13 protein-coding genes are annotated in these 13,187 nt (G+C 62.1%); 2 read left to right on the top strand and 11 right to left on the bottom strand.

All coding sequences use genetic code 11. The features are described from left to right. Positions 1 to 198: 198 nt before the first annotated feature. Positions 199 to 591: a DUF2750 domain-containing protein gene (locus J9892_RS15920; RefSeq protein ID WP_039040225.1), complete on the bottom strand. Its 393-nt coding sequence runs from the start codon at positions 589 to 591 to the stop codon at positions 199 to 201. A gap of 94 nt (positions 592 to 685) precedes the next feature. Beyond that, positions 686 to 1,234, bottom strand: a complete 549-nt coding sequence (locus J9892_RS15915; RefSeq protein WP_161470519.1) for a hypothetical protein — start codon at positions 1,232 to 1,234, stop codon at positions 686 to 688. A gap of 246 nt (positions 1,235 to 1,480) precedes the next feature. On the opposite strand from J9892_RS15915, the gene J9892_RS15910 reads away from it, so the two are divergent. Beyond that, positions 1,481 to 1,729 carry a TIGR02647 family protein gene (locus J9892_RS15910; RefSeq protein ID WP_039040223.1) on the top strand — a complete coding sequence of 83 codons (249 nt, stop codon included), beginning with the start codon at positions 1,481 to 1,483 and terminating at the stop codon, positions 1,727 to 1,729. Here J9892_RS15910 and J9892_RS15905 read toward each other — a convergent pair. The 7 genes from J9892_RS15905 to J9892_RS15875 all read right to left on the bottom strand — a co-directional run bounded on the left by J9892_RS15905 (position 1,716) and on the right by J9892_RS15875 (position 7,556). After that, positions 1,716 to 2,027 (bottom strand): hypothetical protein, encoded by a 312-nt coding sequence (locus J9892_RS15905; RefSeq protein ID WP_111736037.1) that lies wholly within the window; start codon positions 2,025 to 2,027, stop codon positions 1,716 to 1,718. The two genes, J9892_RS15910 and J9892_RS15905, sit on opposite strands and share 14 nt — an antisense overlap. 76 nt (positions 2,028 to 2,103) lie before the next feature. Further along, positions 2,104 to 2,313, bottom strand: a complete 210-nt coding sequence (locus J9892_RS15900; RefSeq protein WP_005302803.1) for a cold-shock protein — start codon at positions 2,311 to 2,313, stop codon at positions 2,104 to 2,106. Between the two features lie 206 nt (positions 2,314 to 2,519). Beyond that, positions 2,520 to 3,620 carry a dihydrolipoamide acetyltransferase family protein gene (locus tag J9892_RS15895; protein ID WP_010675312.1) on the bottom strand — a complete coding sequence of 367 codons (1,101 nt, stop codon included), beginning with the start codon at positions 3,618 to 3,620 and terminating at the stop codon, positions 2,520 to 2,522. Between the two features lie 94 nt (positions 3,621 to 3,714). Beyond that, complete coding sequence (locus tag J9892_RS15890) at positions 3,715 to 4,701, bottom strand: alpha-ketoacid dehydrogenase subunit beta (RefSeq protein WP_210538584.1); 987 nt, start codon at positions 4,699 to 4,701, stop codon at positions 3,715 to 3,717. Next, complete coding sequence (pdhA, locus tag J9892_RS15885) at positions 4,698 to 5,786, bottom strand: pyruvate dehydrogenase (acetyl-transferring) E1 component subunit alpha (protein WP_041214862.1); 1,089 nt, start codon at positions 5,784 to 5,786, stop codon at positions 4,698 to 4,700. The genes J9892_RS15890 and pdhA overlap by 4 nt, the downstream gene beginning before the upstream one ends. Positions 5,787 to 6,057: 271 nt before the next feature. Beyond that, the gene (gene astE / locus J9892_RS15880; RefSeq protein WP_010675315.1) at positions 6,058 to 7,077 is read right to left on the bottom strand and encodes a succinylglutamate desuccinylase; all 1,020 of its coding nucleotides are present in this window, start codon (positions 7,075 to 7,077) and stop codon (positions 6,058 to 6,060) included. 269 nt (positions 7,078 to 7,346) lie between these two features. Beyond that, the gene (locus J9892_RS15875) at positions 7,347 to 7,556 is read right to left on the bottom strand and encodes a DUF1127 domain-containing protein (RefSeq protein ID WP_010675316.1); all 210 of its coding nucleotides are present in this window, start codon (positions 7,554 to 7,556) and stop codon (positions 7,347 to 7,349) included. Positions 7,557 to 8,086: 530 nt separating this feature from the next. Between J9892_RS15875 and J9892_RS15870 the strand changes: the two genes are divergently transcribed. After that, positions 8,087 to 8,980 (top strand): DNA replication terminus site-binding protein, encoded by an 894-nt coding sequence (locus J9892_RS15870; RefSeq protein ID WP_210538583.1) that lies wholly within the window; start codon positions 8,087 to 8,089, stop codon positions 8,978 to 8,980. 81 nt (positions 8,981 to 9,061) lie between these two features. Here J9892_RS15870 and J9892_RS15865 read toward each other — a convergent pair whose 3' ends face one another. Beyond that, entirely contained in the window at positions 9,062 to 12,898 is a 3,837-nt protein-coding gene (locus J9892_RS15865; protein WP_210538582.1) for a DEAD/DEAH box helicase, read from the bottom strand. A gap of 61 nt (positions 12,899 to 12,959) precedes the next feature. Then, positions 12,960 to 13,187: hypothetical protein (locus J9892_RS15860; protein WP_210538581.1), on the bottom strand; the 228-nt coding region annotated here is incomplete at its 5' end.

Below are 13,187 nucleotides of genomic sequence, written 5' to 3'. Positions count from 1 at the left end.
ACCGGTCTTGACAGTGAATGTGAAAAGAGTGTTTACCGAGATCAATACCAATAAGCGCAACGTTTTCCATGATGGCCTCTCCTGAAAGAAAAACACCCTGTCAGCGTACCGCTCACAGGGTGGGGGTGACCATCTCATTAGACCCCGCACATTGGCGGGGTCTTTGTTACAACCGGGATGGCACCAGGCAGAGGGCATTCAGCTGCGTTTGGCCTGCTTTTGCGCAATGGCGTCGGCGACGTCGGCCGGGTCCAGCACAATGCCTTCCTGATCCGGCGTCGGGAACACGGCCACGCAGAGATCATCCTGCTCCATGCCGTCCACCCAGCGATCCAGCCACACCTTGAGGGTGATGGACTGCGGCTTGCACTCGGCCCACTCCCCTTCGGCCCAGGCCTTGGCGTAGTCGGGATGCGGCCATACCGGGATGCAGTCTTCCTCTTCGGTCGTCAGCATCATGACGCCGTGTTCGTCGGTCAGGACAAACAGCTCTTCGTGCTCGACCAGCTTGCTGATGAAGTGATCAAAGCGGTAATCGGCGTTCAGTTGCAGCGCGGCATTGCGCTCGGTGTCGCTAAGTTCATAGCTCATCGGTCAAGTCTCTCGTTCAATAAAGGGCGACATGTTCACATCTTGCCGACCCCTTGTCCAGCAGGAGTAATGGGTCATCTGTCTTTCCATCGCCTCACCCCAGCTCGGGGGTCAACAGCCGGAGTCCCGCGGTCTCACCCAGTCGCTCCCTCAGCCAATAGGCGGACTCCACTTCCACAAAGCAGAGCTGATCCCGCCCCGCAGCGACCCCCACCATGATCTGCTCAAGCCGTGCTTGCTGGGCGGTACTCCAGGCAGCAACCAGCTTGCCGCCATGGGCCTCGTCCACCACCTCGCGGCGCAGCTCGAACAGGTTATCGGTGATCGGGCTGTTTATCTTGCTCGGGTGGCGCCAGTACATCTGCAGGTTGTCCAGCATCTCCTCATCGTAGCTTGCCAGCGCATCGAGCTCCGGCGTCTCTTTGCTCTGGGTCGCGAATTCACACCAGCCTGCCGACAAGGTAGCCAGACTCTGGGCATCCTTGCCATGCTGGCGCAGGGTTGTCACGTCTTCCCCACGAATGGCCGGCAGCCAGAGATCTCCTTGATGTTGCGCCAGGAGAGGGAGCAGCAAGGAGGGAGCATAAACAGGAAAACGGGGACCCAGAGAGTGCAGCAGAGAGACCAGAGTAACAGTGATCATGAGACGCGCCTTGAACAAGATGACCTGGCATCACGCCTGGTCATGAGGGTGAACGAGGGTGCCATTCTAGCATGTTTGCCTTGCTGGGGGCGTTTGCGTCCAGCCGGGCCGGTGATAGATAGCGTCCAAAAAAGCAGCGTTTGAACCAGAGCGGCCCCGATAAAGGCCAATTGTTTGAGCCAGCGCCCACTAAAGAGGCACCGGGGATGCTAGGTTCCATACATCTTTAGCGTAAGGAGTGCATCCATGAGTGGGATCAACCAGGTTTCTGACGATTTTGTGAATGAGCTGAAAATACTGGCGTGTTTTGATCCGGCCAACATGAGCCTGGGGATCAAGCTGCGCAGCGACATGTCGGAAGCGCTTTGCCAGGCGGCAGCGCGCCTGCACAGCCAGGGCCTGATCACCGCGGTAGATGGCGGCTATCTGACCCCTTTCGGCATGACCATGCTGGAGCATCTCCAACACCTGCTGGTCGCACTCAAGCCGAATTGAGCGGTTGTGGTGCCCAGAGCGAGAAGTTGAGCAACTCCCAGCGCTCTCCTTGTCGCAGCAGACAAGCAAACAGCAAAGGACCTTCGGGTCCTTTTATCTTGCCATCGACCAGCCACTCTCCCGCCCGTTTTGGCACCGGCTGTACCCTGATCTCATCGGGTTTCACCGCGTTTCCCAGGCGAACATGTACAAACTGTTGACACACGGACACGGCATCATTCACCGCAGGATCCGGCGTTGGCGTGCTGGCCTGACCGGTCAACGCCACGGTCAGCAAGAGGGAGGAGAGCAGGGTCATGACGCGTATTGAGAAGCCATGAAAACAAAAAGCCGTGGCACCAGAGGTACCACGGCTTTCTTAAATTCTGCAAGAATTACAGAGCAGTTACGTTCTCAGCCTGCGGGCCTTTTTGACCTTGGGTCACAGAGAACTGTACGCGCTGACCTTCAGCCAGGGTACGGAAGCCGTTACCTTGGATGGCGCTGAAGTGAACGAAAACGTCCGGGCCGTTTTCTTGCTGGATGAAGCCAAAACCTTTGGTTTCGTTGAAAAACTTAACGGTACCGGTGATCATGTTAGACATATCTTTAAACCTGTATTCAAAATAATTACTTATGCTTTTCAGCGGGTAAAGCTCAAAAAACGGGATTACTTATGAACAACAGGAAAAGATGTAAAACATCATATTCATTGACATAACTATCGCCCTTTCAAGCTGGTTGAGATTATACGTGCCTTTGTCGATTACGCAAACAAATTTGTACCCCGCCAGCGGCGGGGTACGGCGGTTTAGACTTGTGCCGACTCCAGTGCCTGGACCAGGGCTTTGAGGAAGCGAGCCGCCTCTCCACCGGTGCAGGCTCTGTGGTCAAACGTCATCGACAGGGGAAGTGCACGCACCGGGCGCGCCTCGCCGTGGATGAACACCACCTTCTCGAACAACTTGCCTGCTCCTATGATGGCCACCTGGGGTGGTGTGACGATGGGGCTGGCGTAACGGCCAGCGATGGCGCCAAAGTTGGTGAGGGTGATGGTTGCCCCCTGCAGCATTTCCCGCGGCACGGCACGAGCCTTCACATCGGCGATCATCCGATCCAGCCCCTGCCGTATGTCAGCCGGGTCCCGCTCTGCCACGTTCTCCATCACGGGCACATAGAGCCCATGCTTGGAGTCGACCGCGATGGCCACATTGACCTCCCTGAACAGGCGCCGCGACAGGGTCTCTCCGTCAAACCACGCGTTCATGGAGGGTTCGGCCCGACACGCCACGCCGATCGCCTTGATGAGGCGCACCGTCACATCTTCATCCGGGCGCCAGTGGCGCAAGTCCACTTCGTCGGTGATGCTCACCGGCACCACAGTCCGGTGCGAGAGCTCCATCGCCTTGGCCATGGCCCGGCGCGAGCCTTTCAGGAATTCGTTGCCGCTCTCCTGCTGGGCCTCGAACGCCTGTTGCACATCCTGCTCGGTCACCATGCCAGCGCTGCCGGTTCCCTTGACCTTGTCGATATCCAGCCCCAGTTTTTGCGCCAGCAGACGTACCGCTGGCATGGCTTGCACCAGCGTGCCGCCGGGCGCCATGGCCCCCACCACGAAATGATCCTCGATATGCTGCTGATGGGCGCTGACCTTGCCAACGACGGTGCCGTCATCCTCGCCCCCTTCAAACTCCACCAGCGGTGCCCCGATGTGGAGGATGTCCCCCTCCTGCCCGCACAATCTGGCGATGACCCCGGCCACCGGTGAGGGCACATCCACCAGCGCCTTGGCTGTCTCCACCGACAGCAGTACCTGATCTACCTGCACCGTATCACCGGCGCTCACCTTCCACTCGACGATCTCGGCCTCGGCCAGTCCTTCGCCCAGATCCGGCAATTTGAAAAATTTCATGACCTGCTCTCCCTCTGCTGGGACATCACCAAACATTGACAGACACCATGGAGCCCTGTGGCCCAGGCACTTGCGCATCCGTACCTGTCGCGCGTCATAGCCACTGGTTCTCCATCAGTTGCCGAGCTGCCTGCGCGATCTCCTGCTCGGTGATGAGGTAATACTCCTCGTTGCGATAGTAGGGGACGGCGGCATCCACGCCGGTGAGGCGTCTTGGCGGCGCCTTGAGGGCAGTCATCGCCTCTTCGGTCACCTGGGACACGATTTCGGCCCCCACCCCGAAACTGCCACAGGCTTCGTGTACTACCAGCAGCCTCCCGGTCTTGCGTACCGAGGTCAGGATGCTCTCCATGTCCAGGGGTTTGATGGTGGCAAGATCCAGCACCTCGCACTGGATGTCCTGCTCCGCCAGCAGGTGCGCCGCACGCATGACTTCCTGGATGCAAGCACCCCAGGCCACCACAGTGATGTCCCGGCCGGGACGCAGGGTGAAGCAGACATCCAGCGGCAGGCCGACGCCGTCATCCACCACATCCGACTTCATGGAGCGATAGATGCGATCCGGCTCGAAGAACATCACGGGATCCGGATCCCGAATGGCCGACAGCAGCAGGCCGTAAGCCCGCTTCGGGCTCGAAGGGATCACGACCCGCAGCCCGGGGATATGGGCAAACAGGGCCTCGACACTCTCGCTGTGGTGCTCGGGCGAATGGATGCCGGCGCCGTAGGGGGAGCGGTAGACGATGGGACAGGTGACGCGGCCACGGGTCCGGTTTCGCATCCGTGCCGCCTGGCAGATGATCTGCTCCATGCCCGGGAAGATGAAGCCCTGGAACTGGAATTCGGCCACGGGTTTGAGCCCCTGGGTCGCCATGCCCACCGCCACCCCGGCGATGAGCCCTTCGGCCAGCGGCGTATCGATGACCCGCTTGAACCCGAATTTATCGCGAAGCCCCACGGTGGCGCGAAACACACCGCCGTTGACCCCCACATCCTCCCCCAGTACCACCACACCAGGATCGCGTGCCATCTCGTGGTGCAACGCCAGATTGATCGCTTCGAGCAGCGTGATATCGCTCATAGTCCCTCCCCGCTCTGCTGCATGCCCTTGGCGATGATGCGCTGGCGCTGGGCAAGATAGGCCTTCGGCAGCTCGGCAAACTGGTAATCGAGCAGGGTCTCCGGCGCCTGGGGCGTGATGGCCTCATAGGCGGCAACGGCGCGTTCCACTTCCCGGCCCGCCTCTGCCAGCAGCGCCTGTTCCTGCTGCTCGTCCCACCAGCCCCGTTCAAACATGAACTGGCGCAGCCGCTTGACCGGTTCCCTGGCCCAGGCCGCTTCCACCTCGGCGCCGTCACGATAGCGAGTCGCATCATCGGCGGTGGTGTGATCCCCGAGCCGGTAGCTGACGGCTTCGATGAGCGTCGGCCCCTTGCCGCTGCGAGCCCGCTCGACGGCGGCGCGGGTCGCCTCATAGACCGCCACCACGTCATTGCCGTCCACCTGAAGGCTGCGCACCCCGGCCCCTATGCCCTTCTGGGCCAGGGTGGGCGCGCTCGACTGCAACTTGCGCGGCACCGAGATGGCCCACTGGTTGTTGTTGATGATCATCACCATGGGGAGATGCCAGACACCGGCACAGTTGAGCCCCTCGAGAAAGTCTCCCTTGGAGGTGCCGCCATCGCCGATGGTCACCACGGCGACTCTGGGCTGGTTGCGCAGCTTGAAGGCAGCCGCGATGCCGGCAGCATGGGTGATCTGGGTGGCGATGGGAACGCAGATGGGCAAGTCTTCCGACAACTCGCCATCGGCCTTGTAGAAGACACTGCCCCGTTCATCGCCGCCCCAATACTGCAGGTTCTGCTCCATGGGCACGCCCCTCACGTAGAGAGTGGGCATGTCCCGGTAGTAGGGCACATAGACATCCTCTGGCTGCATGGCGAGCCCGACCCCGATCCCCACCGCTTCCGCCCCGAGATGGGAGGGAAAGGTGCCGAGTTTGCCGGTTCGCTGCAGTGCTATCGCTTTCTTGTCGTAACTGCGCACCATCACCATGTTGCGGTAGAAGGTGTGCAGCATCGCCTTGTCCAGCCAAGTCGGCAGTGTCGCGACCGGGCGCCCCTCCTCATCGAGGTAACGAAGGAAGGGGATGTCGACATGGGTCATAACTGGCTCCTTGCCGTTGTCAGCGTCACCACCATGAGGTGACATTTAAAATGTAAACAACATGTTAACCAAAGGGCAACGAGATTCATCCAGGTAAGACCAGTAGAAACTTCTTTTATTTTCGAAGGTAATCGGAATTTTCGGCGAGCAGAAACAAAGAAGGGAGCCTGTTCAGGCTCCCTGTCATATCGAGTTCGGGATCATACCCATCACCGCCATGCTGCTTGCCACCGCCCGTGGCGCAGGGTCAGCATGACAAAAAGGCGTCAATTCACTCCCACAGACGGGTGGGTACCACCAGCAGCATGGTGCGCTGTCCGATGGCCACGTTGGCGTTGGGGAAGACCACCGCCTCCCGCGGTTTCTCTACCCTGTATTGCCGATCCCCATCTTCTGCCAGCACAAAACCCTGGGGAAATTCGGTGAAGTTGTCCACATCGCTGGCAAACAGGAAGCGGAACTGCTCCGACTGCTTGTTGATCACCCGATCTATGGCAAAAAGGGTGAAGTCATCGGCTCGCCAGGGCTCGAGGGCCACCTCATCCCGGGTCACCAGCTCCTGCAATGTCTGGCGCACCTCAATGAAGCGGGTCATGTCGTTTTCACCGAAGGGCCGCACCTTGCCCAGCTCCACCGTAAAGGCATGGGCGCCGTGCTGGTGCGAGCTGTAATAGCTGAAGGTGGTGGTCGGGCCGCTCGAGAGCAGTATGGTGCGCACGCCGCAGGCACCGAGGAAACGTACCTGCTCCTTGCAGTGGGGGCGTTCGTGGGGAAAGGGATAGACGGCAAACTTCTCGTGGCGCGAGCCGCGAATGGCGGTATGGAGATCGTAGTGGTAACGGGGCCTGGCCGAGTCGGCAAAGAAGCGGCTCACATACTGCTCCAGACGCATGGCGCGGATGCGCTCCCGGTTGCACAGCCCCTCCCCCTTGCTGTGGGCGCCCGAGAAGAGGCGGTTCATGTTCTCTTCCACCTCCCTCACCCCCTGGTTCATGGCGGCGGGGTTGCCAAAGAGGAAGAGCACCCGGTGACGAACCTTGAGCTCCTCTGCGAGCAACCGGGTCAGCAACTGGTTGCAGATCTCGATGGGGGCTGTCTCGTTGCCGTGGATGCCGCAGGAGAGGACGATGTCCTTGTGCCCGGGTTGCCCCGCCTCGGAAGCGGGTTCCAGGCAGATCACGCCGGTATCCCACACGCTCACCCGGGTACCGTCGGTCAGATTGAAGGCGAAAGGCTCGAGCTGCCACTCATGGCGGCGCGTCAGGGCCAAAAAGTCATGCTGGGGAATCATCCGTCTCACCCTTTAGTCTGGAATGCCATGGCCGGATTATACGCAAGGCAACCGGGCTTAAAATCAGTTTTTAAACAAATTCAAACAGTAAGGATACAAAAGTGGCGAGAATGAGTGACAACTCATGCAACAGGATCAAGCGGGGGGAAATACGGGAGAGGGAAAGCGGTGAACGGGTATCGGCAGGTGAAGACAGCATGCCTTTGGCAGACGGGTGGGCAGCATGCCCCTGGGATCAGCAGAAAAACAAGGCATCCATGCCCGGCTGATCAACCACGCCAGAACGGCTTGGTGGTCTCTTGATAGCGGTCGGCTTCGTTCAGACCGATGTCCTTGAGCAGGTAGGCGGGCAGCTCGGAGAGCTGGCGACGGCTGCGGCTGCGTTCCAGCCAGGTCAGGACGGTCATCTTGACGCGAGCAACCAGATTCGATTCGCTGGAATGCTGGTAACCGGCTTCGGTATAAGTCATGTTGGCCATGATATGGCTCCTCTCTCTCGTTCTGCGCAAGGCTCGGATTTGATGCGCAAAGCTTAGTCAGGGCGGGGAGGTGCCTCAATTGACGAATTTTGATACATGACATTAGTAAAAGTAATGGTTGATATCGCCAGAGCAATAAACATAACCATATGATTTTAAAATGAAATAATGCTGAAACTTTCCCCCTGGCAGCCTGGCAGCATTTTCTCCTGCGCCACCCACTTCTAACTATGCACTTTCCCACGCTAGCTATGCACGGCACGACGACGAGTCAGCAGGGTGCAAACTCTCGGCCACCAGGCTTTGTTAACAAATAGATCGCAACAAGATCGTTATTTAACAAAAAGATACGAACAGGCAACCTGAACCGGATGCCCCCATGTCACCCCCATCGTCAGGGTGGCACCGGACACTTGGCACCCTGCCATCATGCTGGTATGGTTATTTATACAGTGGTTTATCATGCTGCCTCCCCACGTTGTCCCGATACCATGCTGAACAGGGGAGCGGCACACACACAGGATCTGCCGATGGACACCTTTACCCCCACCGCCGCCCTGCGTCAACAGATGGCCCTGCTGGAGGCGTCGCTGGCACGCCTTGCCCGGCAACTGGGCCAGCTCGACCTGCTGGAGGCTCATGTCTATCCCCTCCCGGCCGTGGCCCAGGGGGAAGAGCATGAGCCCATCGAGGCCATCGAGGTGGGCTATCTCTCGGGCGAGGCGGCCCTGGCCGCCACCCTCGCCGCCTTTCAGGACCACAGCGCCCGCCCCGGCTGCTCCACCAAGGCGACCCACCGTCTGCCCGGCTGGCTACGCTTTCCTGCCGCCTGCGCCAGGGAGCTGGCCCCCGTCACCGAGGAGATCAACGCGCACAAGCTCGCCTTCAAGGCCATGGTGCAGGCGGCGGGCGGGCGGGACGAGAAGTTCGAGCTGGTGCACGGCGCCCTGCCCGGCGTCATCACCCTGCAGGTCTATCGCAAGCTGACCTGGCTTCAGGGGGATCTCCATTCGCTGGGCTTCACCTGGGCCGACAAGCAGAGCATCAGCCGCCTCAGCCGGGAGCAGGTACTGGAGATGCTGGAGCGCAGCCGCCGATATGTACCGGCGCTCTTTGACAACGAAGAGTGGAGCAAGATGGTGGATCAGGAGGTATACGACATTCGCCGCCTGCCAGCGGATGCCGCCCTGCGGATCCGCAGGCCGGTCAAGACCCACCCCATGATCAACCTGCTCTGGCAGGACCGGGAGCCCCGCAAGCAGCAGATCAAGGCGAGCCTTCCCCTGCTGCTCTGCTCCGATACCCAGCCGGCCGTCACCCATCTGGGCCACTACCCACCCAAGCTGCGCCAGGCACGCCGGGATCGCAAGATTGGCGGTGACCCCATCATAGAGCGGCTGCACCTCTACCTCTATCAGGGGTAGCGCAGGCTCGGCACCGCCACAAACGACAAGGGGAGCATCACGGATGCTCCCCTTGTCACATCGGGCGACAGCCCATCGCCGTCAGCTCATCAGCAGTGCCCGCAGGCTCTCCACATCCAGCCCCTTCACCTCGGACTGGCCGCTCAGGAGGCCGTCGGCCAGTGCCCGCTTCTCGTCGTGCAGCGCCACTATCTTCTCCTCCACCGTCTGCTCGCACACCAGGCGATAGACGGTCACCGGCTGGGTCTGGCCCATGCGGTGCGCCCGATCGCTCGCCTGATCCTCCACCGCCGGGTTCCACCAGGGATCGAGGTGCAGCACGGTGTCGGCCTGGGTCAGGTTGAGGCCCGTCCCCCCCGCCTTGAGGCTGATGAGGAAGAGTGGCACCGCTTCGTGGCGAAAACGCAGGATGGACTCCTGACGGGACTTGGCCGAGCAGCCCCCATCCAGATAGCAGTAGTCCCACTGCCGCTGTTCGATACGGCTGCGCAGCAGGCTCAGCAGATCGACAAACTGGCTGAACACCAGCACCCGGTGGCCACCATCGATGGCTTCGTCCAGCAGCGCCATCGCCTCGTCCAGCTTGCTGCTGGTCTGGGACCACTCCGGCATCACCAGCTGGGGGGAGCAGCAGAGTCGGCGCAGCCGGGTCAGGCCGCTCAGCACATGCATCAGGGCACGGCCATCGGCACTTTGCACCTGCTGCACCACCTCGCGCCGGGTCGCCTCGTAGAGCTGACGCTCCTCGGGGGAGAGGCTGATGTGATGGATGATCTCGGTCTTGTCCGGCAGCTCCGTCAGCACCTGTTGCTTGAGGCGGCGCAGGATGAAGGGGCTGATCACCGCCCGCAGCATCGCCATGTGCTGGGGATCCTTGACCGCCTTGCCAAAGCGGCGCTTGAACTCCCCGAGGCTCCCGAGCAGGCCGGGGTTGATGAAGCTGAACAGGCTCCACAGCTCCCCCAGATGGTTCTCGATGGGGGTGCCGGAGAGGGCGAGGCGAAAATCCCCGTCGAGCTGGAACAGCAGCTTGGCGCGCTGGGTACCGGCATTCTTGATCTGCTGTGCCTCATCCAGCACCATGCTCGACCAGCGGCGGGACTTGAGCGCCTGGGAGAGACTGCCGAGCATGCCGTAGTTGACCAGGACGATCTGTCCGGCCCTGGCCCCCTGGATCAGGGGCTCCCGCTCGGCGGGATGGTCGAACACCACCACCTCGAGCTCGGGGGCAAAGCGGGCCACCTCCTCCTGCCAGTTGGTGACCACTGACTTGGGCACCACCACCAGCGCCGGGCCCAGGTGCTGGCGCATACGCAGCACGATGAGGGCCTGCAAGGTCTTGCCCAGACCCATGTCATCGGCCAGACAGGCGCCAAAGCCGTGATGGGCCAGGGTCGCCATCCAGCGTACCCCCTCCTTCTGATAGTCCCGCAGCGCCGTCAGCAGCTCGGGGGGACAGCTCACCTCCTGCTGCCACTCCTGCTGGAGATTCTGCCAGGCGGCATCCCCCTCGGTGGTGATGACGGAGAGCAGGCGGGCCAGCGGATAGGCCAGCTTGTTGTTGATGCGCTGCTCGTTGTCCAGCATGGCCCCGAGCACGGTGAGGCGTTCCACCAGCTTGTCGCTCAGCATCAGACTGGTCTTCTCGTCGAGCTGCACCGTGCGCTGGCCCGGAGTCAGCTGGCGCAGGATGAGGCGAAGATCGAGGATCTGGTGCTCGTCCAGCGAGAGCGCGCCCTCCACCTGGAACCAGTCCTGGCGCCGCTCGATGCGCAGGCTCAGGGCTGCCTCATCAAGGCTCTTGAGGCGGGCGCTGTCCTGGTGCCAGTGCACCACCACACCAGCGTCCACCAGCTCGGGCAGGGCGTTGACCAGGGTAAGCGCCTGCTCCCCGTCCAGCTTCCACTCGTTGCCGGGCAGGCCGATGGGCAACTGGTTGCGAAGGCGCTGGGCATCGTCCTTCTCGGCAGCCAGATCCCGCTGCCAGTAGTGATACTCCCGGATACCCTGGCGCACGATGGCCTCCCCCTTGCCCAGAGGCAAGGGCGGCAGGTCCCCCTCCCGGGTCACCAGCTGGACCACGAGCTGCCCCTCCTGCCAGTCGAGCAGGACGGAAGGAACGCCGGGCCAGGGGGCCAGCTCGGCATTGCCTCTGAGCCCCGCCACCTGGCTGTGCCAGGGGAGATCGGGGATCGCATCCAGCGTGCGTTGCAGCTCCTCGAGCCCGGCCGGCGGCAATGCCGGAATGGCCTCCAGGGCCGGTAATCTGTCCAGCAGCGCCTGCGGTGTCAGAATAAGCTGCCACAAATCCTGAGCCAGGGGGACGATGTGCGCACCGCGGGCGGCGGGAGCAGGATGTAGTCTGGCGCTCATGCCCTCCCCGCTCTGAACCAGTTGCAACAGGGGGGCGCTGACGGCCAGTTGCAGCTTCTGCCCCTTGGCATTGAAGAGGCGAGGATGGTTTGCCAGGGGCACCCAGGCATCCCGGGGCAGCTTGCCCATGTTGCGCGGCAGGGTGCGCACCAGTGCCCAGTCCGCTTCGTCCAGCAGGCTGGCGTACTGGGTGGAAAGCAGGGCCGGATCGACCCTTCGCCCGGCGGTCCACTCCCCCTTGGTGCTCTGCTTCTGGATCTTGCACTCAAGCTCAGGCCCCTCCGCGTGGAGCAGCCAGACCAGCCGCTCCTGGGGCTTGCGCACCCCGCTCGAGCGTCCCAACCCCTGCAGCCAGTTGAGCCAGCTTGCCGAGGCGGGGGCCTTGCCTTCCTCCTCGGTGGCATCCTCTTCCTCCCCTTGAGCAGGACGCAACGCGCGCAGGGGCCAATGGGCGGCTTCCCGGCCAAGCAGGAGTCGCAGCAGATCCTGGCAGAAGGCCATCAGGCGATGCCGGGGCTCGGCGTCCAGCACGTGGGAGAGGTCCCACTTGTGCAAGATGGTCACCTGGGGGCTCTGCTCGCCGTGGCGCGCCAGGGCGCAGAGATCGAGCCAGAGGTAACCCCAGTGGAGCTCCTCCAGCGGCAGTTGCAGGGTATCGAACAGGCCGACCGCCTGGCCGTGGCGATCTCCGGCCCACTGCCCCAGCAGATCGGCCAGCAGGGGGGAGTGATGGCCCAGACTGCGCTGCCACTTCTTGCGCTGCTCGCCCCCCTGCACCGGATCTGCCTGTTGCAACCAGCCGAGCCAGAGCAGGGCGCTGAACATCCGGGGCCAAGGCGACGCCTCTTGCCCCTGCCACTGGCCAAGCGCCCCCAGCAGCCGCTCGGCCAGGGGCTGCTCATCCCCCTGCTGCGCCAGTTGTTGCAGTGCAGGCCAGTGAGTGGTTACCTCGCCGGTCAGCGGTCCGCAGAGCCACTCCCACTCGGTGGCCAGCACCTTGACCCGCGCCGCCAGTGCAGGGGCGCAAGGGGTGACCAGGGACGCCAGCGGCCAGCTCGCCTCCGGCTCGGCATCCAGCAGGGTCTGCAGGGCGAAGTGTTCGAGCAGCAGGGTTTGCCAGGCGGGGCTGGAGCCAGGCAGCAGGCGGCGGGCGTCGGGCAGATCCAGCAGGCTCAGGAGCTCCGCGCTCTGGTAATAGGCCGGGATCTGCCCCGCCTCCCCCAGGCAGAGCTCGCGCACCACCTCCTGTGCCCGCTCCAGGCCCGTGACCGAGGGGATGCGGGACCACTGCGGCATGGGGCACTCCCCCGCACGCACCGCCAGGATCAGGGTCAGGGTTCCCTCTGCCGTCAGACTCCACTGCTGCTCCGTTCGTTGACGGACAAGCCCCCACTGCTGCAACTGATCAAGGGTGTCGAGCAGCGCACGCCCGGGTGCGCCCGGGGCATAGAGGGTGTCTTGCAGGTAACGAGTGCTGGCGGCGCGCTGCAATTGCAGCTCGCAGAGCAGGGCATGGCAATCCGAAGAGAGGGTGAAGGCTGACATCAGAACTCACGGGCAGATGCAAAGGCGGAATTTTAACGGGAAAGCGGCGGCGGCTCGACCCTTAAGCGCGAATTAACACAAAAAAAAGCGGCGCAGGGATCTGGAAGCGCCGCCACGGCCAGGGCTCAGGCTGCCGGCGCCATAAAAAAAAGGTTCTTCGCGGGATCTTGGGGAAGTGGAAGTTGACAGACAGGGTGCTGGTAAACTGGCTGTCTCCAAACACACCACCACCATCACCCTGCTGTCGCCGTGCATCATATTGATATTGCCTCCTTCTGGCCAGGTTATA

This window comes from Aeromonas sp. Prich7-2, assembly GCF_017939255.1.
GTDB lineage: Bacteria > Pseudomonadota > Gammaproteobacteria > Enterobacterales > Aeromonadaceae > Aeromonas > Aeromonas caviae.
The sequence above is the reverse complement of the archived record's forward strand: the minus strand, read 5'-3'. Positions and strand labels throughout refer to the sequence as shown.